The organism is Lysobacter sp. Root604, assembly GCF_001427505.1.
Lineage (GTDB): Bacteria > Pseudomonadota > Gammaproteobacteria > Xanthomonadales > Xanthomonadaceae > Lysobacter.
This window is the reverse complement of sequence record NZ_LMGS01000013.1, coordinates 97,612-120,729: the sequence shown is the minus strand read 5'-3', so window position 1 is coordinate 120,729 and position 23,118 is coordinate 97,612. Positions and strand designations below refer to the sequence as shown.

Sequence of the window (23,118 nt, the reverse complement as noted above, 5' to 3'; positions counted from 1 at the left end):
CAATCCCGAATCCCGAATCCCCAATCTCGGATTTGAAACCATGGGCGACTGGGTCTTCGTTTGCGCTACCTCGCAATTGCTGCCGGGCGAATCCACCGTGGCCTGGGACGGCGACACGCCTATCCTGGTCTGCAACTACGACGGCGATTACTACGCGCTGGAAGACAAGTGCTCGCACGAGGACTTCGAGCTCTCGGCCGGCAACTACGACGGCGAGGAAGCCACGGTCGAGTGCGTGCTGCACGGGGCCAAGTTCGACATCCGCGACGGCCGCCCGCTGTGCGCGCCCGCCTACAGCCCGGTGACCAAGTTCCCGGTCAAGGTCGAGAACGACGGGGTCTGGACCCGCGACGACCGCGCCTAAGGCGGCGTAGGGCGCTTTCCTCGCCCTGAGCAGCGCCCCAATCCCCTGTCCAACGGCCGCCCGCGCGGCCTCGCGCGAGCGACCGATCCCCGACGGCCCCAAGGCCCGCCTGCGGTCGTCCCGCCGCGCCCGCTGCGCCGTTCCCGTCCAGCGCACACGCAAATTGCGAGCGCCGCATTCACTTTTCGTTGCAAATGCGAATCGATCTCATTAATATTCCCGGTTAACGCGGACCTGCTTGGCCCGCTCCCCCATCGTCAGCCCTGGACCCCCCATGTCGACCACGAAGTTCGTCGTGTCGCCGCTCGCCGGTGCACTTGCCCTCGCCCTCAGCGTTCCCGCCATCGCGGCGCCGGCGCCGGATCCCCAAGCCAAGGATCTGGACGGCGTCGAAGTCCGTGGCGTGAAGGTGCTCAAGGCCAGCTCGGGCAAGTACACCGCGCCGCTGCGCGACACCCCGCAGACGATCACCGTGATCGACCGCAGCACCATCGACGGCCAGAACCTGCTGTCGCTGCAGGACATCCTCGCGACCCTGCCCGGCATCACCTTCGGCGCCGGCGAAGGCGGCGGCGGCTTCGGCGACAAGATCAACCTGCGCGGCTTCGACGCCAGCAACGACATCACCGTCGACGGCGTGCGCGACAGCGGTCTGTACAGCCGCACCGATCCGTTCAACCTGGAATCGGTGGAAGTCATCAACGGCGCCAACTCGGTCTACTCGGGTGCGGGCTCGGTGGCCGGCACCATCAACCTGGTCAGCAAGTCCGCCGGCGCGACCGAATTCAACCGCGCCAGCATCGCCGCCGGCACCGACGACTACGCCCGCGTCACCGCCGACAGCAACTTCCTGCTGGGCGAAAGCAGCGCGTTCCGCATCAACGTGATGGCGCACCAGAACGACATCCCGGGCCGCGACGTCGAGCGCAACGAGCGTTGGGGCATCGCGCCCTCGCTGAGCTTCGGCCTGGGCAGCGACACCACCTGGACCTTGAACTACGTCCACCAGGAAGACGACAACGTCCCCGAATACGGCGTGCCGTTCTTCAACGGCGGCCCGTTGCCCGGCGTCGATCCGTCGACCTACTACGGCTACAAGAACATCGATCAGCAGGAAATCGAGTACGACTCGCTGACCTCGATCCTGGAGCACCGCTTCAGCGACACCATGAAGGTGCGCAACCTGACGCGCTGGCAGCAGGTCGACCAGTTCTCGCTGGTGGACGCGGTGCAGGGCACCTGGTGCATGCCCAACGGCCTGACTCCGCTCGGCGTCGCCTGCCCGGCCGGCGTGGCCCCGGGCCGCTACCTGCCCAGCGGCCCGCGCGGTTTCGGCCGCGACACCCGCAATACCACCCTGTACACCCAGACCGACCTGACCACCGAGTTCAACACCGGTTCGGTGCAGCACACCCTGGTCGCGGGCTTCTCGGTGATGCACGAGAGCTTCGACCTCGACACCACCAGCGATTTCCGCAACGCCAACGGCACCAACCCGTACATCAACGGCTTGCCGACGATGGACATGTTCCATCCGGACAACGTCTACCGCGGCCCGATCAACCGCACCCTGACCGGCCGCACCGAAGGCGAACTCGACAACCAGGCCGTCTACGTCTTCGATACGATCAAGTTCAGCGAGCAGTGGCTGCTGAGCCTGGGCGCGCGCTACGAGCACAACGAAGGCAAGACCAACACCGCCACCGTGGTACTGGCGCCGACCACCGTGGGCGCGCCGCTGCCGGCGCAGCCGATCGGCACTGTCACCGGCTACGGCGTGCCGGCCAAGAACACCGACGACCTGTTCTCCTACCGCGCCGGCCTGGTCTACAAGCCGGTCGAGAACGTCAGCGTGTACGCCGCCTACGGCAACTCCAAGACCCCGTCCAAGGCCTCGGTCAACGGTTCCTGCACCCTGACCAGCACCACCGGCACCGCCAACTGCACGGTCGATCCGGAAACCGCGGTCAACTACGAAATCGGCGCCAAGTGGGATCTGTTCGAGGGTCGTCTGGCGCTGACCGGTTCGCTGTTCCGCAACGACCGCGAGAACTACAAGGTCTCCGACCCGGGCAACCCGAACAATCCGACCGGCGCGCAGCAGCTCGACGGCCGCGCGCGCGTCGACGGCGCGATGCTGGGCGTGTCCGGCCTGCTCACCGACCATTGGGCGGTCTACGCCAACTACGCCTACCTGGACAGCGAAGTGCTGCAGGGCGTGTCCGACCGTCAGGCCGGCCTGGGCCTGGACTACACCCAGGGCGATCGCCTGTTGAACGTGCCGGAGCACTCCTTCAGTCTGTGGACCACCTACGACCTGTCGCCGAAGTGGCAGATCGGCTACGGCGCGACCTACCAGGGCAAGATCTGGCTGACCCAGCACAGCGCGACCAACCTCAACGGCCCGCTGGTGACCGCGGACAGCTATTGGACCCACCGTGCGATGGTCAATTACAAGATCAACCGCAACGCCGCCCTCCAGCTCAACGTCAGCAATCTGGCCGACGAGGAGTACTACACCCGCATCCGCAACAACGGCTGGGCGACGCCGGGCGAGGCGCGCCAGGTGGTATTGAGCGCCAACTTCACGTTCTAATCCGGACTTCCATAGTCCGCGCGCGCCGCCCGGGACCTCCCGGGCGGCCGCATTGAGGAAGACCATGCTGCTGCACGTGCCCAAAGTCCTCAGCCCCGAACAGGTCGCGCACTGCCGCGAGCGGCTGGCGCAGGCCGGCTGGGCCGACGGTCGCATCACCGCCGGCTACCAGTCGGCCAAGGCCAAGGACAACGCGCAGCTGCCGGAGAACGACCCGGTCGCGCGCGAGCTGGGCGCGATCATCCTCGACGCACTGGCCAAGAACCCGACCTTCTTTTCCGCAGCCCTGCCGCAGCGGGTGTTCCCGCCGCTGTTCAACCGCTACGAAGGCGGCCAGGCCTTCGGCTTCCACGTCGACAACGCCATCCGCTACGACCGCAGCCGCGGCGGCATGGACACCGTGCGCACCGATCTGTCGGCGACTCTGTTCCTGAGCGCGCCGGAGGAATACGACGGCGGCGAGCTGGTGATCGAGGACACCTACGGCAGCCACAGCATCAAGCTGGCAGCCGGCGATCTGGTGCTCTACCCCGGCACCAGCCTGCACAAGGTCACCCCGGTCACGCGCGGCGCGCGCCTGGCCTCGTTCTTCTGGATCCAGAGCCTGCTGCGCGAGGACGCGCAACGCCGGCTGATGTTCGAACTCGACGTCTCGATCCGCCGCCTCACCGCCGACGTGCCCGAGCATCCGGCGCTGGTGCAGCTGACCGGCGTGTACCACAACCTGCTGCGTCGCTGGAGCGAGCCTTGATCGCCAACGACGCCACCGCGCGCGCCCGCGACTCCGCGGCCAAGGCCGGCGATCCGAACCGGCGCGCGTACTGGCTCAAGATCCTGCACCGCTGGCACTGGATCAGCGCGGCGCTGAGCCTGTTCGCGCTGCTGATCTTCGCCGCCACCGGCATCACCCTCAACCATGCCGCCCAGATCGAAGCCGAGCCGCAGGTGGTCACGGTCAAGGACACCCTGCCGGCCAGCGCCCTGCGCGGTCTGCAAGGCGAGCGCGCGGCCGATGCGCCGCTGCCGGCCGGCGCGCGCGACTGGATCGAGGCGCAGCTGGGCGTGAATACCGAAGGCCGCAGCGTGGAATGGTCGGACGGCGAGGTCTACGTCTCGCTGCCGCGTCCCGGCGGCGACGCCTGGCTCAGCATCGACCGCGAAAGCGGTGCGATCGAATACGAAGTCACTCGCCGCGGCTGGATCGCCTGGCTCAACGACCTGCACAAGGGCCGCAACACCGGCGCGGTCTGGCGCTGGTTCATCGATCTGTTCGCGGTCGCCTGCCTGCTGTTCGCGCTCACCGGCCTGTGGCTGCTGCAGCTGCATGCGCGCCAGCGCGGCAAGACCTGGCCGCTGGTCGCCGCGGGCGTGGCGATACCGGCGCTGCTGATCGTCCTTTTCATGCATTGAACCCCTGGAGACCGCGATGAAGTTGTTGCCCCGCACCGCACTGATCGTCGCCCTGGCGATGCCGGTGTCGGCGTTCGCCGCCGACCTCGACCTCAGCATCGAAATCCCGCGCCTGAAGGTCGCCGAGTACCACCGTCCCTACGTTGCGGCCTGGATCGAACGTCCCGACAACAGCGTCGCCGCCGACCTGGCGGTCTGGTACGACGTGGACATGAAGAACGGCGAAGGCACCAAGTGGCTGAAGGACATCCGCCAGTGGTGGCGGCGCAGCGGCCGCAGCCTGAAGATGCCGGTCGACGGCGTCAGCGGCGCGACCCGCGCGGTCGGTCAGCACAGCCTGAATTTCAAGGGCGGCAGCAAGCCGCTGGCCGGTCTCGCGCCGGGCCAGTACACCCTGGTGGTCGAAGCCGCCCGCGAAGTCGGCGGCCGCGAACTGCTGAGCATTCCGTTCCAGTGGCCGGCCAAGGGCGGCGCGCAGACCCTGTCGGCGCAGGGCAAGACCGAGCTGGGCGCGGTGCGTCTGGCGGTTAAGCCTTGAGATTCGGGATTCGAGATTCGGGATTCGCGTAAGCGCTAAATCGCGTCCCCGGTTTCGACCCGCATTCCACGCCATCGCTGTTACGAATCCCGAATCCCCAATCTCCAATCCCGGATTTCAACCATGAAAATCAAACTCATCGCCGCCGCCGCGATTGCCGCGCTCGGTTTCGCCACCTCGGCGCAGGCGCACAAGGCCTGGCTGCAGCCGTCGCAGACCGTGTTCTCCGACAAGGGCGCCTGGCTCACGGTCGACGCGGCCGTGTCCAACGACCTGTTTTACTTCAACCACGTGCCGCTGCCGCTGGAACGTCTGCGCATCACCGCGCCGGACGGCAGCGCGGTGCAGGCGCAGAACGCGTCCACCGGCAAGCTGCGCAGCGTGTTCGACGTCGAGCTGGCGCAGGAAGGCACCTATAAGATCGCGATGGTCAACGAGGGCATGTTCGCCAGCTACAAGCTCGGCGGCGAAGCCAAGCGCTGGCGCGGCAAGGCCGAGGACTACAAAGCCGGCATCCCGGCCGGCGCGACCGAAATCAGCGCCTCGGAAAGCCTGGGCCGGGTCGAGACCTTCGCCACCGTCGGCTCGCCGACCACCACCGTGTTCAAGGCCAGCGGCAAGGGCATCGAGCTGGTGCCGGTGACCCACCCGAACGACTTGTTCGCGGGCGAGAAGGCCACTTTCCAACTGCTGGTGGACGGCAAGCCGGCCGCGGGCCTGAAGATCGAAGTCGTGCCGGGCGCGACCCGCTACCGCGATCAGCAGAACGAGATCCACCTGACCAGCGGCGCCGACGGCAAGTTCGAAGTGAACTGGCCGCAGGCCGGCATGTACTGGCTGGAGACCGCCAGCGAGGACGCCAAGACCACGCTGCCGGACGCCAAGCAGCGCCGTCTGAGCTACGTCGCCGTGTTCGAAGTGCTGTCGCAGTAAATCGGCCGACGTGCAACCGCCTGAGATCCGCATGAGCTGGAGCGGCACGAGCTGGGGCGGCAGCGCGCCGGCCGCGCGCGCCGTGCACGCGCTCGCGGGCCACAGCATGGGCACGCAATGGTCGGTGAAGCTGGTGGCCGATGCCGCCGCGCTGCCGGAACTGGAGCGCGGCATCCAGGCCCGTCTGGACGAAGTCGTGGCCCAGATGAGCACCTGGGAAGCGGACTCGGACCTCAGCCGCTACAACCGCGCCGAGGCCGGCACCGTGCAGCCCCTGCCCGACGGTTTCCACGCGGTGCTGGACGCGGCGCTGAAACTCGCCGCCGACAGCGGCGGCGCCTACGACCCCACGATCGGGCCGCTGGTCAATCTGTGGGGCTTCGGCCCCGACGGCGGACGTGAGTCCGCGCCGTCGGACGCCGAGATCGCCCAGGCGCAGGCTCGCGTGGGCTGGCAACGGGTCGGCTTCGATCCGCACGCGCGCACCGCCACCCAGGCCGGCGGCAGCTATCTGGATTTCTCTTCGATCGCCAAGGGCTACGGTGTCGATCGCGTGGCGCAGTGGCTGGGCGAGCGCGGCATCGACGCGTTTCTGGTCGAGGTCGGCGGCGAACTCTACGGCCGCGGCCGCAAGCCCGACGGCAGCGCCTGGCGGATCGCAGTCGAACGCCCCGACGACGACGCCGGCGACGAGGGTACCGCGGTGCTGGCGCTGGACGGTTTCGCGATCGCGACCTCGGGCGATTATCGGCGCTACTTCGATCACGATGGCCGTCGTTACTCGCACACCGTCGATCCGCGCAGCGGCCGGCCGGTGACGCATGCGCTGGCCTCGGTCAGCGTGTTGCATCCGCAGTGCATGCAGGCCGATGGCCTGGCCACCGTGCTCGCGGTACTGGGCCCGCAGGCCGGCATGGCCTACGCCAACCGTCGCCAGCTCGCGGCGATGTTCGTGCTGCACGACGGCGACGGTTTCCTGACCCGGATGACGCCGGCCTTCATCGCGCGCCAGCGCGCGGCTTGAGCGCGCACGAATCGCCTATGTCTGTTTCCGAATCCTCGTCCACCGCAAGGCGTATCGACGCCAGCACCGTCGGCAATGCGCTGGTGCTGCTGGCCCTGATCGTGCTGGCGTATCTGCTGCTGCGCTGGCAGGCCGAGCCGGTGCGTTGGCTCGCGCCGGAGCGCACGCGTCTGCTGTGGGCGGCGGGATTGGCGACGGCGTATGCGGCCTTCGTCGGTGGCGTCGCTTGGGCGCGCGCGCGTCGCGCGCGTGCGCAAGCGCTGCCGCAGGCCTCCGCGCACGCCGCCCATGAGTGGTTGATCGCGTTCGCCAGCCAGACCGGCCATGCCGAATTCCTGGCGCGCCGCAGTTGGCAGACCCTGGCCGACAGCGGCGTCGGCGCCGATATCCGCATGCTGGGCGGCTTGGATGCGGCCGCGCTCGCGCGCTACCGCCAGGTCTTGTTCGTGGTCAGCACCACCGGCGAAGGCGACGCGCCGGACACCGCCGCGCGCTTCGTACGCCTCGTGCTGGGTACCCACGCCGCCCTGACAGGCCTGCGCTACGGCGTGCTGGCGCTGGGCGACCGTCAGTACGAGCAGTTCTGCAGTTTCGGCCACCGCCTCGACCATTGGCTGCGCCATGCCGGCGCCGAGCCGATGTTCGACTTGGTCGAAGTCGACGACGGCGACCCCGGCGCGCTGCGTCATTGGCAGCATCATCTGGGCCTGCTCGCGGGGCATACCGAACTGCCGGACTGGAGCGCGCCCGCCTACCGGCCGTGGCGACTGAGCGCGCGCACGCAGCTCAATCCCGGCAGCCTCGGCGGGCCCGCTTTCCATCTCGCGCTCACGCCGGAACACGCCGCCGATCTGCGATGGCAGGCCGGCGATATCGCCGAGATCGGTCCGCGCAACGGCGAGGCCGATGTCGCCGCGTGGCTGCTCGCCGCAAATCAGGACGGCACGGTCACGGTCGACGCGGACGGCGAAGCCGACACGCTGGCCGCGCTGTTGCGGCGCTCGCGCCTGCCGGACGCGATCGCTATGCAGGCGCTGGCGCCGCAGGCCGTCGCTGACGCGCTGCAGGCCTTGCCGCATCGCGAGTATTCGATCGCCTCGTTGCCCGCCGACGGCAGCCTGCAGTTGCTAGTGCGGCAGATGCGCCAGCCCGACGGACGCCTGGGCAGCGGTAGCGGCTGGCTGACCGCCCACGCAGGCATCGACGAACGTATCGACCTACGCATCCGCGCCAATCCCTCCTTCCACGCGCCGGCCGATGCGCGGCCGCTGATCCTGATCGGCAACGGCACCGGCATCGCCGGCCTGCGTGCGCTGCTGAAGGCCCGCGTCGCCGCCGGGCATACGCGCAACTGGCTGCTGTTCGGCGAACGCAGCGCGGCGCACGACTACCACTACCGCGACGAGCTCGAAGCCTGGCTGCGCGATGGCGCCATCGAACGCATCGACCTGGCGTTCTCGCGCGACGGCAGCGAACGCGTGTACGTGCAGCAGCGCCTGCGCGAGCACAGCGCGCGCGCGCGCGAATGGCTGGACGATGGGGCCGCGGTTTACGTCTGCGGCAGCCTGGAAGGCATGGCGCCGGCGGTGGATGCGGTGCTGCGCGAGATCGTGGGATTGGAGGCGTTGGAAGCGATGGCGCTGGATGGGCGTTACAGGCGCGACGTGTACTGAGTCGCTCAGGCGCCTAACCCGGTGGAGTGGCGCGCCGCTTGTTGGCTACTGGGGTCGTGCGGTTCGCGCGGATCGCCGGCCATGGTTCGACTAGCTCACCACCAACGGCTCGTGACGTTGCGCCACTCGTGTCGTTGCATGGCTCGTCTCATTACGCCGCCCCGCGTTTCCTCCCCCTTTGGAAAAGGGGGATTGAGGGGGATTTGCTCTTAAAACCGCGCAGCTTCGCCACTCAAGGCTCGACTAACTCATCACGAACAGCTCAGGCAGCGCACCAAGCGAACGCATCACTCGACAACCCGCGCCACCCGCACCAGCAACACCTCGCCACCGCCCTCCAGCACCGCGCGCAAACGCGCAGCGCCCGCCGCCAGCACCGCGGTATCGCCCGCCGCCAGCGGCGGCAGGCCGGTGTCGTCGGCGAAGCGGGCTTGCCCCGCGATCAGGTGCACGGCCCAGGTCTGGCCGGGCTCGGCGAAGATCACCATCGGCCCGACCAGCGGGCGATGCCAGAGCTGCGCCTGCACGCGCTCGCGCCGCCACATCAGGTTGAAATCGTGGGTGGTGCCGTCGATCAGTTCGCCGTGCACGACGCGCTCGCCGGCGAAGCGCAGCTTGTCGTGCGGCGGCAGCAGTTCGTGCAGCTCGCCGTCGTCGAAGCGCAGGCGCAGGCCGTTGCCGCTGAGCAGCACCAGTTCGCGGTCGATGCCCGGAAACGCCGAGAACGCGGCGTCGCGCTCGATTTCGGCGATCGACAGCCGCCAATCCCAGTCCTCGCCGTCCGCCGGGCGCGCTGCCGCATCCAGGCGCAGGATTTCGCGGGTCCAGCCGAGTTGGTTGCGCCAGCGTTCGCGCCGGTATTCGTTGGCCGGGATCGCCCAACAACGCCCGCCCTGGGCGGTATCCGTTTCGTCTGTCATCGCCATCGCTGTGGTCGGCCTGGATGGCGCAGAGTCTAACCAGCACGGCGACCGCGCGCGGGCCGCGGCAGGCCCTGTCGACGATTTCGAGCGAGAGCCGGCACCGCGACCGGGCCGCTTACGGCGCGCCACCGCGGCGGCGCGCCACAAATAGCGCCGCCGCCCACGGATCCTTCCGTGGACGGGCGGCTCACATCCTTGTCCAGGGCTCTCCCCCTGCATTCGTCGGGCGTCCTGCCCGTGCGTTGTCAGCCACCGCATCCATGCGGGACCGACGGTTCCTCAGCGGCGGTTGGCCGCGCGCTGTGCGCTGCCGCCGCCGACGGCCGGCGCAGCGGGCTTGCGCGCCGGTGCTGCCTCGCCGATGACGATGCGGTCGCGATTCTTTTCCACGGTCTTCAGGCCGATGCCCTTGACCAGGGCCAGCTGTTCGGGGCTGCGGAAGGCGCCGTTGGCCTTGCGGTAGGCGACGATGGCCTCGGCCTTGGAGGCGCCGACATTGAGCAGGACGCGGTCCAAGGTGGCGACGTCGGCGCTGTTGATATTGACCTGTTCGGCGGCCAGGGCGCTGCCGGCGAACAGCAGCGACAGCAGCAGCGCGCGGAGGGCGAGCGCGAGGACGTTCATCTTGTTCAGCTCCATGGAGTGGATTCCGTTCCGATACCGGGCGGTGGGAGGGTCCGCCGGGGGATTCGGTCTCCGCGACTCGATGGGGTCAGCGTATCGCCGCGGCCTTGCGGAAAAAGCCAGCGGATGCCGCGTCGCAGGGTAGGAAAAGTCCTACAGGGCCGGGAGGCGTAAACTTGCGGGTCTCACCCCCAGCTCGAGGCCCTTCGATGGACGCCAGCAAGGTCGACCGCTACGTCGGCGAAAAATGGGACGACGAAATCGTCCCGCAACTGGTTGAATACATTCGTATTCCCAACAAATCGCCGATGTTCGACGCGGACTGGGTCCAGCACGGCTACATGGACGACGCGGTCAAGCTGATGGAGTCCTGGGCGCGCGCCCAGACCATCCCGGGCATGCAGGTCGAGGTGGTGCGCCTGGAAGGCCGCACCCCGCTGATCTTCATCGACATCCCTGCCGCGCACGGCGGCAGCGACGAGGATTGCGTGCTGCTGTACGGCCACCTCGACAAGCAGCCGGAGATGACGGGCTGGGACGCCGACCTCGGCCCCTGGACCCCGGTCATCAAGGGCGACCGCCTGTACGGCCGCGGCGGCGCCGACGACGGCTACGCGATCTTCGGCTCGTTGGCCGCGATCATGGCCCTGCAGGAGCAGCAGCTGCCGCACGCGCGCTGCGTGATCCTGATCGAGGCCTGCGAGGAATCCGGCAGCTACGACCTGCCGGCCTACGTCGATCACCTCGCCGAGCGCATCGGCAAGCCGTCGCTGGTGGTGTGTCTGGATTCGGGCTGCGGCAACTACGAGCAGCTGTGGTGCACGACCTCGCTGCGCGGCCTGGCCGGCGGCAACTTCACGGTCAAGGTGCTCAGCGAAGGCGTGCACTCCGGCGACGCCTCCGGCATCGTGCCCTCGAGCTTCCGCCTGCTGCGTCAACTGCTGTCGCGCCTGGAAGACGAAACCAGCGGCAAGATCCTGGTCGAAGGCCTGTACGTGGACGTACCCGAGGAGCGCCTGGAGCAGGCGCGCCAAGCCGCCAAGGTGCTGGGCAACGCGGTCTACGACAAGTTCCCGTTCCTGCCCGGCATGCAGCCGATGGCCAGCGAACTGTCGGAGCTGGTGCTCAACCGCACCTGGCGCCCGGCGCTGTCGGTGACCGGCGTGGACGGCATGCCGCCGCTGTCGTCGGCCGGCAACGTGCTGCGCCCGCACACCTCGGTCAAGCTCAGCCTGCGCCTGCCGCCGACCCTGGACGGCAAGCGCGCGGGCGAGCTGCTGAAGGAAGTGCTGGAACGCGACCCGCCCAACGGCGCGCAGGTGACGATGGAACTGGAGAAGGCTTCGACCGGTTGGAACGCGCCGGCGCAGTCGCCCTGGCTGACCCGCGCGATCGACGCCTCCAGCCGCGATTTCTTTGGCCAGCCGGCGATGTACATGGGCGAAGGCGGCACGATTCCGTTCATGGGCATGCTCGGCGAGAAGTTCCCCGGCGCGCAGTTCATGATCACCGGCGTGCTCGGCCCGCATTCCAATGCGCACGGTCCGAACGAGTTTCTGCACATCCCGATGGGCAAGCGCGTGACCGCCTGTGTCGCGCGCGTGGTGGCCGAACATCACGCCGCCAGTCAGCGCGGCGAAACCAGCGGCGTGGCCGCGGTCGCCGGCGGCGAGCAGCACGGCGATCACGGCTGCTGCTGATCGCGCAGGTCACGGGCCGGATCTCGACGATCCGGCCCGTCGTACACGGACCACGGACGCGGCGCACGACGCCATCGTCATGCTTGGCGCCGCGCGCTGCGACCGGCCGAATTCCGACAGCGTCTTGCGTGCCTGGCCGCGTAGCCGCCGCCGCTCCCGGCCCAAGGCAATATCGTCCGGCCCCTGAGCAGCGCCCCTGCTGCGCCGCGACACGGCGCTCACCGCCACGACTGCTAGGATTCCCGGGCGTCACCACGACCCTGAGGAGGGGAACGCTATGGGCGGTATCGTTTATACGATCATCATCGGTGCGGTCATCGGTGTGCTGGCTCGTTTCTTCAAACCGGGCGCCGATCCGATGGGGTGGATCCTGACCATCCTGCTGGGCATCGCCGGCGCCTACGTCGGCAGCCTGCTGTACGTAGGCGGCGGCATGATCGGCTTCATCGTCTCGATCATCTGCGCCATCGTGCTGTTGTTCCTCTACGAGATCATCCGCAGCAAGACGGCGAAACGCTGATCCGGCGTCGGTCGTGCGAGAGGACGCCCCGGCTTCGGCTGGGGCGTTTGCGTTTGGGGGTGAGTGCCCCGATCCTCGATGCCCCTGCTCCCGCTTGCGGCGACTGCAGGAAGTGCAACGCCGAGTAGGTGCCCGCAGCGCGGATGAGGGCAGCGGGATCAAGTGGGAGTSGCGCGGCCCTCACCCCAACCCCTCTCCCGCAGGCGGGAGAGGGGCTTAAGCGTGGAAGGCCGATGGCCGGGAAGCGCTGCGCGTCAGCCCAAAGTGCAACGCCGAGTAGGTGCCCGCAGCGCGGATGAGGGCARCRGGATCAAGTGGGAGTGGCGCGGCCCTCACCCCAACCCCTCTCCCGCAGGCGGGAGAGGGGCTTAAGCGGGAAAGGCCGATAGCCGGCAAACGCTGCGCGTCAGCCCAACAAGCGATCGATCACCCGCTGCGCCAGGTCCTCGGCGTCCTGCTCCACCGTGTTCAGCACCAGCTCCGGCGCTTCTGGCGCCTCGTAGGGCGAATCGATGCCGGTGAAGTTGGGGATCTTGCCCGCGCGGGCCTTGGCGTACAGCCCCTTCACGTCGCGCCCCTCGGCCACCGCCAGCGGCGTGTCGACGTAGACCTCGACGAACTCGTCCGGCCCGAACAATTCGCGCGCCATGCGGCGTTCGGCGCGGAACGGCGAGATGAAGCTGACCAGCACGATCAGGCCGGCGTCGGTCATCAGGCGCGCGACTTCGGCGACGCGGCGGATGTTCTCGACGCGGTCCTCGTCGGTGAAGCCCAGGTCCTTGTTGAGGCCGTGGCGCACGTTGTCGCCGTCGAGGATGTAGGTGTGATGGCCGAGCGCGTGCAGGCGCTTCTCGACCAGATTGGCGATGGTCGATTTGCCCGAGCCCGACAAGCCGGTGAACCACACGCAGCGCGGCGTCTGCGCCTTGCTGCGCGCGCGCGCGGCCTTGTCGACATCGACGTGCTGCCAATGGATGTTGCCGGCGCGGCGCAGGGCGAAATCGAGGGTGCCGGCGGCGACGGTGGCGTTGTCCTCGCGGTCGATCAGGATGAAACCGCCGAGCGCGCGATTGTCGCGGTAGGCCTCGAACGCGACCGGCTGATCGAGGTTGAGGTTGCAGTAGGCGACCTCGTTGAGTTCCAGGTGCTTGGCGGCGAGCTGGGCCTGGGTGTTCACGTCGATCTTGTGTTTGATCTCGGTGACGGTGGCGCTGACCGTGCGCGTGCCGATCTTGAGCCAGTACGGACGGCCCGGCAGCAGCGGGTTCTCGCCCATCCACAGCAGGTGGGCGGCGAACTGGTCGGCGACCTGGGCCGGCGCGTCCGCGGAGGCGATCACGTCGCCGCGACTGATGTCGAGCTCGTCGTCCAAGGTCAGCGTGACCGCCTGGCCGACGCCCGCGATGTCGAGATCGCCCTCGGCGGTGACGATGCGCGCGATCTTGGAGCGCCGGCCCGAGGGCAGCGCCGCAATCTCGTCGCCGGGCCGCACTACGCCCGCGGCCACGGTGCCGGCGAAACCGCGGAAGTTCTGATTCGGGCGATTCACCCATTGCACCGGCAGACGGAAGCCGACCTCGACCTCGTCGCGCGCGACATCCACGGTTTCCAGATGCTCGAGCACGCTGACGCCGTCGTACCAGGGCATGGCCTGCGAGCGCTGCAGCAGGTTGTCGCCACGCAGCGCCGACAGCGGAATCGCCGTGACCTGGGCGATGCCGCGTTGCGCCGCGAGTTCGCGGTACTCGGCGACGATGGCCTCGAACACCGCCTGGTCGTAGCCGACCAGGTCCATTTTGTTGACCGCCAGCAGCACGTGACGGATGCCGAGCAGCGCGGCGATGTAGGTGTGGCGACGGGTCTGGGTCAGCAGGCCCTTGCGCGCGTCCACCAGCACCACGGCCAGGTCGGCGGTGGACGCGCCGGTGGCCATGTTGCGGGTGTACTGCTCGTGGCCCGGGCAGTCGGCGACGATGAACTTGCGCCGCTCGGTGCCGAAATAGCGGTAGGCGACATCGATGGTGATGCCCTGCTCGCGCTCGGCGGCCAGGCCGTCGACCAGCAGGGCGTAATCGATCTCGCCGTTCTGGGTGCCGTGGCGGCGGCTGTCGGCGCTGAGCGCGGCGAGCTGGTCGTCGAACAGCAGGCGGGTGTCGTGCAGCAGGCGCCCGATCAAGGTGCTCTTGCCGTCGTCGACGCTGCCGCAGGTGATGAAGCGCAGCAGGCCCTTGGATTCGTGCAGGCGCAGGTACTCGACGACTTTGTCGCCGACGGGGTTGGGGATTCGGGATTGGGGATTCGCAACAGCGGCCCCCGTATCCGAACCTGTTCCAGCCTTCCCGAATCCAGAATCCCGAATCTCGAATCCCGGCTTCATCAGAAATAGCCCTCCTGCTTCTTCTTCTCCATCGAGGCGGAGGGGTCGTGGTCGATCACCCGGCCCTGACGCTCGGAGGTGGTCGCCACCAGCATCTCGGCGATGATCTGCTCCAGGGTCTCGGCCTCGGATTCGATCGCGCCGGTCAGCGGATAGCAGCCCAGGGTGCGGAAGCGCACCTTGCGCAGCTGCGGGGTTTCGCCCGGCCGCAGCGGCAGGCGCTCGTCGTCGACCAGGATCAGGGCGCCGTCGCGCTCCACCACCGGACGTTCGGCGGCGAAGTACAGCGACGGCACCGGGATCTTCTCGCGGTAGATGTAGAGCCACACGTCGAGCTCGGTCCAGTTCGAGATCGGAAACACGCGCACGCTCTCGCCGCTGCGGATGCGGGTGTTGTAGAGATTCCACAGCTCGGGACGCTGGTTCTTGGGGTCCCAGCGGTGCTGTTCGTTGCGGAACGAGAAGATGCGCTCCTTGGCGCGCGACTTCTCCTCGTCGCGGCGCGCGCCGCCGATCGCGGCGTCGTGGCGCGCCGCATCCAGCGCCTGCTTCAGGCCCTGGGTCTTCATCACGTCGGTGTGCACGCTGGCGCCGTGGCTGATCGGACCGATCCCACGCGCCAGGCCGTCGCGGTTGGTGTGCACGCGCAGGTCGACGCCGGTCTCGGCGGCGCGGCGGTCGCGGAAGGCGATCATTTCGCGGAACTTCCAGCCGGTGTCCACGTGCAGCAGCGGGATCGGCGGGCGCGCCGGATGGAAGGCCTTGAGCAGCAGGTGCAGCAGCACCGAGCTGTCCTTGCCCACCGAGTACAGCATCACCGGGTTACGGAATTCGGCCGCTACTTCCCGAAGGATATGAATGCTTTCGGCTTCGAGGCGGTCTAGGTGGCTCAGGTCCAAGGTCGGGCTCGTGGCTGCGGGGCGTGCGTAGGCGCCGCGCCGGGGCCCGGCGCGACCGGGACTATCTGACCACAGAAGGGAATCGGGAGACATGCCAGCGGCGACGCACCTGCGAACGGGCCGCCATTAAGCCGCCCCGGCCGGCGTGCCCGGAAATGAGCGCAGGGCATGAACGCATAACGCAGCATCCTTTCCGCGCGTCTCGCGCGGGGCCTAGCCTGCAGGCTCCGAACCTCGCCGTTCCCTGCCCCGAGCCCGCCCTCCGCCATGCCCGCGCCCGCGCTACTTGCCACTCCGCTGACCGAGGACCGGCTGTCCGCGCTGCTGCGTCTGACCGACGACCTCGACCGCGACGGCCTGTGGTGGCTGTCCGGCTACGCCGCCGGACTGGCCGCACGCACCGCCGGCGGCGCCCTGGCGCCGGTCCCACTGGCGCCCGAGGCGCGCAGCGGCGAACGCCTGACCGTGGTCTACGGCAGCCAGACCGGCAACGCCAAGCGCCTGGCCGAGCAGCTCGCGGCCCAGGCCGAGCAGGCCGGCCTGGCGGTGCGCCTGCTGCGCGCCGACGCCTACCCGACCCGTGAGCTCAAGAACGAACGCCACCTCTACCTGGTGGTGAGCACCCAGGGCGACGGCGACCCGCCCGACGACGCCCGCGGCCTGGTCGAGTTCATCGCCGGCAAGCGCGCGCCCGAGCTCAAGCAGCTGCACTACGCCGTGCTCGGCCTGGGCGACTCCAGCTATCCGCAGTTCTGCGCGATCGGAGCCAAGCTCGACGAGCGCCTGGCCGAACTCGGCGCGACCCGCCTGCTGGCGCGCGGCGACGCCGATCTGGACTTCGAAACGGTATCCACGCCCTGGCTGCAGCAGGCCCTGAGCGCGGCCAAGGACGCGCTCAAGCCGAGCGCGCCGCTGGCCACCGTCACCCCGCTGCGTCCGCTGCCGGCCGCGCCGGCCTACACCCGCGAATCCCCGTTCGCGGCCGAGCTGCTGGTCAACCAGCGCCTGACCGTGGGCGGCAGCGACAAGGATGTGCGCCATATCGAACTGTCGCTGGAAGGCTCGGGCCTGAGCTACGCGCCCGGCGATGCGCTCGGCCTGTGGCCGCGCAACCCGCCGGCCCTGGTCGAGGCGGTGCTGCAGACCCTGGAACTGGACGGCGACAGCGAAGTCGAGCACGGCGGCCAGCGCCTGCCGCTGCGCCAGTGGCTGGGCGAGAAGCGCGAGCTGACCAAGTTGGCGCGCCCGTTCGTGGCCAGCCACGCCGCGCATGCGCGCAGCGACGAACTCAACCGCCTGCTCGCGCCGGACAACGCGGCCGCGTTCACCCGCCTGCTCGCCGACACCCAGGTGATCGACCTGCTGCAGCGCTACGACGGCGCCTGGTCGGGCGAGGAACTGGTGGCGGCGCTACGCCCGCTCACGCCGCGCCTGTACTCGATCGCCTCCAGCCAGAAGCTGGTCGGCGACGAGGTCCACCTGACCGTGGCCCACGTCGAATACGCCAGCGCCGGCGGCACGCGCTGGGGCGCGGCCTCGCACCTGCTGGCGCGCAGCGAGGAAGGCGCGCGCCTGCCGGTGTTCGTCGAACACAACGAGCGCTTCCGCCTGCCGCGCGACGGCGCCCGCGACGTGATCATGATCGGCCCCGGCACCGGCGTCGCGCCGTTCCGCGGCTTCGTCCAGGAGCGCGCCGCCGACGGCGCCAGCGGCCGCAACTGGCTGCTGTTCGGCAATCCGCATTTCCGCAGCGACTTCCTCTACCAGACCGAATGGCAGGCGGCGCTGAAGGCGGGCCAGCTGCAGCGCCTGGACCTGGCGTTCTCGCGCGACCAGGCCCACAAGGTCTATGTGCAGGACCGCCTGCGCCAGGCCGGTCGCGATCTCTACGACTGGCTGGAAGGCGGCGCCCATCTGTACGTCTGCGGCGACGCCACCCGGATGGCGCGCGACGTGCACGCCGCGCTGCTGGCGGCGATCGCCGAGCACGGCGGCAAGAGCGCCGAGGACGCCGAGGATTACCTCAACGGCCTGCAGCAGCAGGGCCGCTACGCGCGGGACGTGTACTGATGAGCGCGCATTCCGTCGAAGACATCAAGCGCTCCAGCGCACGCCTGCGCGGCAGCCTGCTGGAGAGCCTGGCCGACCCGGTCACCGGCAGCCTGCGCGAGGACGATCAGACCCTGATCAAGTACCACGGCAGCTACCAGCAGGACGATCGCGACATCCGCGACGAGCGCCGCCTGGCCAAGCTGGAACCGGCCTACAGCTTCATGATCCGCACCCGCACCCCGGGCGGCGTGGTCACACCGGCGCAGTGGCTGAAGCTGGACGCGATCGCGACCACCTACGCCGAGCGCGGCCTGCGCATCACCACCCGCCAGGCGTTCCAGTTCCACGGCGTGATCAAGACCGAACTCAAGCCGACCATGCAGGCGATCAACGCCACGCTGATCGACACCCTGGCCGCCTGTGGCGACGTCAACCGCAACGTCGCGGTGGCCGCCAACCCGCTGCGCTCGCACACGCACGCGGCCGTGTACGCCCAGGCCGCGGCGCTGTCCGAACACCTGCTGCCCAACACCCGCGCCTACTACGAGATCTGGCTGGACGAAGAACGCGTGGCCGGCAGCGGCGGCGAAGAAGAGCCGATCTACGGCAACGTCTACCTGCCGCGCAAGTTCAAGATCGGCTTCGCGGTGCCGCCCTACAACGACGTCGACGTGTTCGCCCAGGACCTGGGCTACATCGCCGTGCTCGACGAGGCCGGCGAACTGCTGGGCTACAACGTCAGCGTCGGCGGCGGCATGGGCGCGACCCACGGCGACCCCGAGACCTATCCGCGCCTGGGCAACGTGATCGGTTTCGTCACGCCCGAGCAGGTGATCGCGGTCGGCGAGGCGGTGGTCACCGCCCAGCGCGACCACGGCAACCGCGCCGTGCGCAAGCGCGCGCGCCTGAAGTACACCATCGACGACCATGGGCTGGACTGGTTCCAGGCCGAAGTCGAACGCCGCGCCGGGTTCCCTCTCCCCCCGGCGCGGCCGTTCGCCTTCGCCCACAACGGCGACCGCTTCGGCTGGGTCGAGGGCGAGGACGGGCGCGCGCATCTGACCCTGCGCATTCCGGCCGGCCGCATCGTCGATGGCGAGTCCGCCGACGGTTCGCAGGTGCGCCACCTCAGCGGGCTGCGGGAGCTCGCGCAGCTGCTGAGCGCGCAGCAAGACGGCGCGGGCGCGGAATTCCGCATGACCCCGAACCAGAACCTGACCGTGGCCGGCATCGCGCCGGCGCTGCGCGCGCGCGTCGATGCGCTGATCGCGCAATACGGCCTGGACGGCTACCGCGACGCCAGCCCGCTGCGCCGCAACGCCCTGGCCTGCGTGGCCCTGCCGACCTGCGGCCTGGCCATGGCCGAGGCCGAACGCTATCTGCCGGAACTGATCGGCAAGGTCGAAGGCCTGCTTCAGAACCACGGCATCGGCGATGCCCCGATCCACCTGCGTATCAGCGGCTGCCCGAACGGCTGCTCGCGCCCCTACCTGGGCGAGATCGCCTTGGTCGGCAAGGCGCCCGGCCGCTACAACCTGATGCTGGGCGCCGATCACCGCGGCCAGCGCCTCAACACCTTGTACCGCGAAAACATCGCCGAACCCGAGATCCTGGCTGCGCTGGATCCGTTGTTCGCCGACTACGCCGCGCAGCGCCAGGCCGAGGAAGGCTTCGGCGACTACCTGCTGCGCAGCGAAACCGTCGCCATTCCGCCCCACGCCATCCGTCCCAGCATTCCGATCGCCGTCGTCGCCACCGAGGTCCGCGCATGAGCCCGCCCGATCCCATCACCGCCGCCGAATCGCCGCGCGCGCTGGCCGATCTCAACCGCTGGCTGGAAGGTCTGAGCGCACAGGATCGTGTGGCCTGGGCCTTGGAGAACACCGCCGGCGAACACGCGCTGTCGTCCAGCTTCGGCGCGCAGGCCGCGGTCTCGCTGCACATGGTCACGCGCCAGGCGCCGAAAATTCCGGTGGTCCTGATCGACACCGGCTATCTGTTCCCGGAGACCTACCGCTTCATCGACGAGATGAGCACGCGCCTGGATCTGAACCTCAAGGTCTATCGGCCACAGATCGGCATCGCCTGGATGGAAGCGCGCATGGGCAAGATCTGGGAACAGGGCGTGGACGGGATCGAGCGTTACAACCGCCTGCGCAAGGTCGAGCCGATGCAGCGCGCCTTGAACGAACTCGGCGTGCGCACCTGGATCGCCGGCCTGCGCCGCAGCCAGTCCAGTACCCGCGCCAATCTCGACTTCCTGAGCCTGCGCGACGGCCGCTGGAAACTGCATCCGCTGGCCGATTGGAACGACCGCGACGTCTGGCAGTACCTGCAGGCGCACGACCTGCCCTATCACCCGCTGTGGCACGACGGCTATGTGTCGATCGGCGACGTCCACACCACCAGCAAACTCGAGGACGGCATGCGCGAGGAAGACACGCGCTTCTTCGGGCTCAAGCGCGAGTGCGGGCTGCACTTCGACGATGAAGGCGCGGCCGAGCAGGCGGCTTGAGGCGCGCTTGCGCAGAAGCAAATCCCCCCTGCCCCCTTTTTCAAAGGGGGGAACTCCGACGGAAGGAAGGGAGGAACTTCGATGGAAGGACACCGCAATTCCGCGCTTGCATGCGCGCTGCCTCCCCCTTTGGAAAAGGGGGATTGAGGGGGATTTGCTTTCGCTCCCTTCGTCAAACCGACGAACGAAGCCGATGCACAGCGCCTGCGACGGTGTCGCGAGCCAGCCCGAACGCTGCGCTCAGACCGCAGCCGTACGCATCAACTCTTCCCAACTGGGCGCGCGCGGCCATTGCGCCTCGAGGTTGCCCTCCAGCACGCGCCGCAGATCGCGGCGGTCGATCTGCGGGGCCAGGCCGTGCAGCAGTTCCAGCGCGTAGTCGCGCAGCACGCGCGCGCGCGGGATCACCGCCCAGGTCACGCATTCGGGCAGCGCATCGGGCGCGGTCAGCGCCTTGAGGTCTTCGTCGCGGCCGGTCACCGCCATTTCGGCGAGCACGCCCACGCCGAGGCCGGCGCGGACATAGGTCTTGATCAGGTCGGCGTCGCGCGCGGTCATCGCCAGCTGCGGCTCGACCCCGCCGGCGGCGAAGGCGCGGCGCAGCGAGGATTCCGGACGCGTCGAGGACTCGTAGCTGATCAGCGGATGCGCGGCCAGTTCGGCCAGCGTGGGCGCGCGCTTGAGCGAGGCCAGCGCATGCGTGCGCGGCACCAGCACCACCCGGCGCCAGCGGAACAGCGGCACCGCCAAGCCGCCTTCGGGCGCGGCGCCGGCGGTGCTGATCACCGCCAGGTCGGCGTTGCCGTGCGACAGGTGCTCCAGCACCTCGCCGTCGGCGGTCGCCTGCAGATGCACGCTGACCTGCGGGAAACCGCGCTTCACGTTGGCGATCACCGGCGGCAGCACGTAGCGCGCCTGGGTGTGGGTGGTGGCCAGGACCAGGCGGCCGGCGTGCTGGCCGCGCTCGTTGGCGGCGTAGGCGCGGATGTTGCCGGCCTCGTCGAGGATGCGACGCGCATGCGCGAGCACACGCTCGCCGGCCGGCGCGATCGCTTCCAGGCTGCGGCCCTTGCGCACGAACAACTGGAAGCCCAGTTCGTCCTCCAGCTGTTTGAGCTGCTTGGACAAACCGGGCTGAGTGGCGTGCACGCGCTCGGCGGCCAGGGTGATGTTGAGGCCGGAGTCGGCGATCGCGACGAGGTAGCGCAACTGGGTGAGAGTCATAACGGCGGAATCCGGAACAGGGAGACGAGAGGACGGCGGCAGGCGACGGCGCGGCAACACCCGGGCATCCGGCACGACATCGTGTCCACGTTTATCTCTCTATACGGATAGAAGGATTTATAGCCTAAGCCGGCCCGCGGCCGCTGTCCAGTAGTGTCGGCCCGGTGGCGGCCCCGCGCTCATGCCGTTAGGGCATGGGCACAGGCGGGGGCGTCATTTCCCCCGCCGGGCCGGGGTTTGTAGGTTCGCCTCAACGTCTTCGGCCCTGCGCGCCCCGCCACTGAACATGAGTACCGGTCTTTTCCCCCTGTTCGCCGCCCTGCGCGGCCGCGCCGTTCTCGTGGTGGGCGGCGGCGCGGTCGCGCAGCGCAAGGTCGAGGCCTTGCTGGAGGCCGGGGCGCAGGTCCGGGTCGGCGCGCCCGCGTTGCAGCCTTCGCTGGTCCAGTTGGCCGAACAGGGCCGCATCCGGCATCTGCGCGGCGAGTTCGCCGACCGCTGGCTGGACGAGGTCTGGCTGGCGATCGCGGCCACCGACGATGCGCAGGTCAACCGCGCCGTCGCCGCCGCCGGCGAAGCGCGGCGGGTCTGGGTCAACGTCGTCGACGATGCCGAGGCGTCCAGCTTCCACGTGCCCGCGCGCATCGAGCGCGGCCCGTTGCAGATCGCGATCTCCAGCGGCGGCGGCGCGCCGATGCTGGCGCGCCATCTGCGCGAACGCCTGGAAACCCAGCTCGATCCCTCGCTGGGCGAACTGGCCGAATTATTGGGGCGCGAACGCCTGCGCATCCGCGCGCATTACCCCGACCTGGGCGCGCGGCGGCGCTTCTTCGACCGTCTGCTCGACGGCCCACTGCCGGCGCTGCTGCGCCAACGCCGCCATCGCGCCGCCGAACGCGCGTTCGCGCAGGCCCTGGAAACGCGTGAACCGCGCACCCCGCGCGGCTCGGTGGTGCTGGTCGGCGCGGGCCCCGGCGATCCGGGCCTGCTGACCCTGCGCGGCCTGCGCGCGCTCAACGAAGCCGACGTGATCCTGCACGACCGCCTGGTCAGCGCCGAGGTGCTGCGACTGGCGCGGCGCGACGCCGAACGCATCGAAGTCGGCAAGCAGGCCGGCGACCATCACACCACCCAGGACCGCATCCACGAGTTGATGCTGGAACATGCGCGCGCCGGCAAGCGCGTGGTCCGGCTCAAGGGCGGCGACCCGTTCGTGTTCGGGCGTGGCGGCGAGGAAATCGAAGTGCTGCGCGCGCACGGCATCGCCTTTGAAGTGGTGCCCGGCATTACCGCCGCCCTGGCCTGCGCGGCCTACGCCGGCGTGCCGCTCACCCATCGCGAGCACGCCCAGTCGGTGCGCCTGGTGACCGCGCACTGCAAGGACTCCGAGGACGAACTGGACTGGGCCGCGTTGGCGCAGGAACGCCAGACTTTGGCGGTGTACATGGGCGTGGCCGGGTTGGAGCGCCTGCGCGATCGTCTGATCGCCCACGGCCGCGCCCCGGGCACGCCGTTCGCGCTGATCGAGAACGGCTCGCGCGCGAACCAGCGCACCGTGGTCGGCACCCTGGCCGAACTGCCCGACGCCGCGCTCGCGCACGACGTGCGCTCGCCGGCGTTGCTGATCCTGGGCGAAGTCGCGGGCCTGGCCGAACGCCTGCACTGGTACGGCGCGGCGCCGCTGCGCCACGCGCCGGCGCTGGCAGCCGCGGCCTGAATCCGCCCCTCCCTCTTTTCCGAATCAGGACC

General features: G+C 69.2%; 19 protein-coding genes. 14 read left to right on the top strand and 5 right to left on the bottom strand.

The window, feature by feature from the left end; genetic code table 11:
* Positions 1-40 precede the first annotated feature (40 nt).
* From ASD69_RS20270 to ASD69_RS20235, 8 genes are all read left to right on the top strand, one after another.
* Positions 41-364 (top strand): non-heme iron oxygenase ferredoxin subunit, encoded by a 324-nt coding sequence (locus tag ASD69_RS20270; RefSeq protein WP_056182927.1) that lies wholly within the window; start codon positions 41-43, stop codon positions 362-364.
* A 274-nt stretch (positions 365-638) separates the two neighbouring features.
* The gene (locus ASD69_RS20265; RefSeq protein ID WP_056182924.1) at positions 639-2,960 is read left to right on the top strand and encodes a TonB-dependent siderophore receptor; all 2,322 of its coding nucleotides are present in this window, start codon (positions 639-641) and stop codon (positions 2,958-2,960) included.
* 64 nt (positions 2,961-3,024) lie between these two features.
* Complete coding sequence (locus tag ASD69_RS20260; protein WP_056182921.1) at positions 3,025-3,711, top strand: Fe2+-dependent dioxygenase; 687 nt, start codon at positions 3,025-3,027, stop codon at positions 3,709-3,711.
* 80 nt (positions 3,712-3,791) lie between these two features.
* Complete coding sequence (locus tag ASD69_RS20255) at positions 3,792-4,370, top strand: PepSY-associated TM helix domain-containing protein (protein ID WP_235567283.1); 579 nt, start codon at positions 3,792-3,794, stop codon at positions 4,368-4,370.
* Between the two features lie 16 nt (positions 4,371-4,386).
* Positions 4,387-4,908, top strand: a complete 522-nt coding sequence (locus ASD69_RS20250; RefSeq protein ID WP_056182919.1) for a DUF2271 domain-containing protein — start codon at positions 4,387-4,389, stop codon at positions 4,906-4,908.
* A gap of 123 nt (positions 4,909-5,031) precedes the next feature.
* Complete coding sequence (locus tag ASD69_RS20245) at positions 5,032-5,841, top strand: DUF4198 domain-containing protein (protein WP_056182916.1); 810 nt, start codon at positions 5,032-5,034, stop codon at positions 5,839-5,841.
* 31 nt (positions 5,842-5,872) lie between these two features.
* Positions 5,873-6,865, top strand: a complete 993-nt coding sequence (locus tag ASD69_RS20240; RefSeq protein WP_056182911.1) for an FAD:protein FMN transferase — start codon at positions 5,873-5,875, stop codon at positions 6,863-6,865.
* Positions 6,866-6,882: 17 nt separating this feature from the next.
* Positions 6,883-8,538, top strand: coding sequence for a sulfite reductase subunit alpha (locus ASD69_RS20235; RefSeq protein WP_082576665.1), 1,656 nt, complete (start codon positions 6,883-6,885; stop codon positions 8,536-8,538).
* 287 nt (positions 8,539-8,825) lie between these two features.
* On the opposite strand, the gene ASD69_RS20230 is transcribed toward ASD69_RS20235, so the two are convergent.
* Positions 8,826-9,458, bottom strand: a complete 633-nt coding sequence (locus tag ASD69_RS20230; protein WP_056183220.1) for a HutD family protein — start codon at positions 9,456-9,458, stop codon at positions 8,826-8,828.
* Positions 9,459-9,740: 282 nt separating this feature from the next.
* On the bottom strand, positions 9,741-10,100 hold the full coding sequence (locus tag ASD69_RS20225) for a helix-hairpin-helix domain-containing protein (protein WP_235567278.1): 360 nt from the start codon (positions 10,098-10,100) through the stop codon (positions 9,741-9,743).
* Positions 10,101-10,294: 194 nt separating this feature from the next.
* Here ASD69_RS20225 and ASD69_RS20220 point away from each other — a divergent pair, with 194 nt between their 5' ends.
* Together ASD69_RS20220 and ASD69_RS20215 are read left to right on the top strand one after the other, a co-directional pair.
* A complete protein-coding gene (locus ASD69_RS20220; RefSeq protein ID WP_056182909.1) occupies positions 10,295-11,785 on the top strand; it encodes a M20 family metallopeptidase in 1,491 nt (496 codons plus the stop codon).
* 277 nt (positions 11,786-12,062) lie between these two features.
* Positions 12,063-12,305 carry a GlsB/YeaQ/YmgE family stress response membrane protein gene (locus tag ASD69_RS20215; protein ID WP_056182905.1) on the top strand — a complete coding sequence of 81 codons (243 nt, stop codon included), beginning with the start codon at positions 12,063-12,065 and terminating at the stop codon, positions 12,303-12,305.
* A gap of 406 nt (positions 12,306-12,711) precedes the next feature.
* Here ASD69_RS20215 and cysN read toward each other — a convergent pair whose 3' ends face one another.
* Both cysN and cysD read right to left on the bottom strand, forming a co-directional pair.
* A complete protein-coding gene (cysN, locus tag ASD69_RS20210; RefSeq protein ID WP_082576664.1) occupies positions 12,712-14,682 on the bottom strand; it encodes a sulfate adenylyltransferase subunit CysN in 1,971 nt (656 codons plus the stop codon).
* Complete coding sequence (gene cysD / locus ASD69_RS20205) at positions 14,682-15,674, bottom strand: sulfate adenylyltransferase subunit CysD (RefSeq protein ID WP_082576663.1); 993 nt, start codon at positions 15,672-15,674, stop codon at positions 14,682-14,684. Before cysD ends, cysN begins: the two co-directional genes overlap by 1 nt.
* 174 nt (positions 15,675-15,848) lie before the next feature.
* On the opposite strand from cysD, the gene ASD69_RS20200 reads away from it, so the two are divergent.
* The 3 genes from ASD69_RS20200 to ASD69_RS20190 are packed head-to-tail and all read left to right on the top strand — an operon-like array spanning position 15,849 to position 20,148.
* Complete coding sequence (locus tag ASD69_RS20200; protein WP_056182899.1) at positions 15,849-17,651, top strand: assimilatory sulfite reductase (NADPH) flavoprotein subunit; 1,803 nt, start codon at positions 15,849-15,851, stop codon at positions 17,649-17,651.
* The gene (gene cysI, locus ASD69_RS20195; protein ID WP_056182897.1) at positions 17,651-19,405 is read left to right on the top strand and encodes an assimilatory sulfite reductase (NADPH) hemoprotein subunit; all 1,755 of its coding nucleotides are present in this window, start codon (positions 17,651-17,653) and stop codon (positions 19,403-19,405) included. Before ASD69_RS20200 ends, cysI begins: the two co-directional genes overlap by 1 nt.
* Entirely contained in the window at positions 19,402-20,148 is a 747-nt protein-coding gene (locus tag ASD69_RS20190; protein WP_056182894.1) for a phosphoadenylyl-sulfate reductase, read from the top strand. Before cysI ends, ASD69_RS20190 begins: the two co-directional genes overlap by 4 nt.
* Before the next feature lie 240 nt (positions 20,149-20,388).
* On the opposite strand, the gene ASD69_RS20185 is transcribed toward ASD69_RS20190, so the two are convergent.
* Positions 20,389-21,372: a LysR family transcriptional regulator gene (locus tag ASD69_RS20185; RefSeq protein WP_056182892.1), complete on the bottom strand. Its 984-nt coding sequence runs from the start codon at positions 21,370-21,372 to the stop codon at positions 20,389-20,391.
* A gap of 286 nt (positions 21,373-21,658) precedes the next feature.
* On the opposite strand from ASD69_RS20185, the gene cysG reads away from it, so the two are divergent.
* Positions 21,659-23,086 (top strand): siroheme synthase CysG, encoded by a 1,428-nt coding sequence (gene cysG / locus ASD69_RS20180; RefSeq protein WP_056182888.1) that lies wholly within the window; start codon positions 21,659-21,661, stop codon positions 23,084-23,086.
* Positions 23,087-23,118 lie beyond the last annotated feature (32 nt).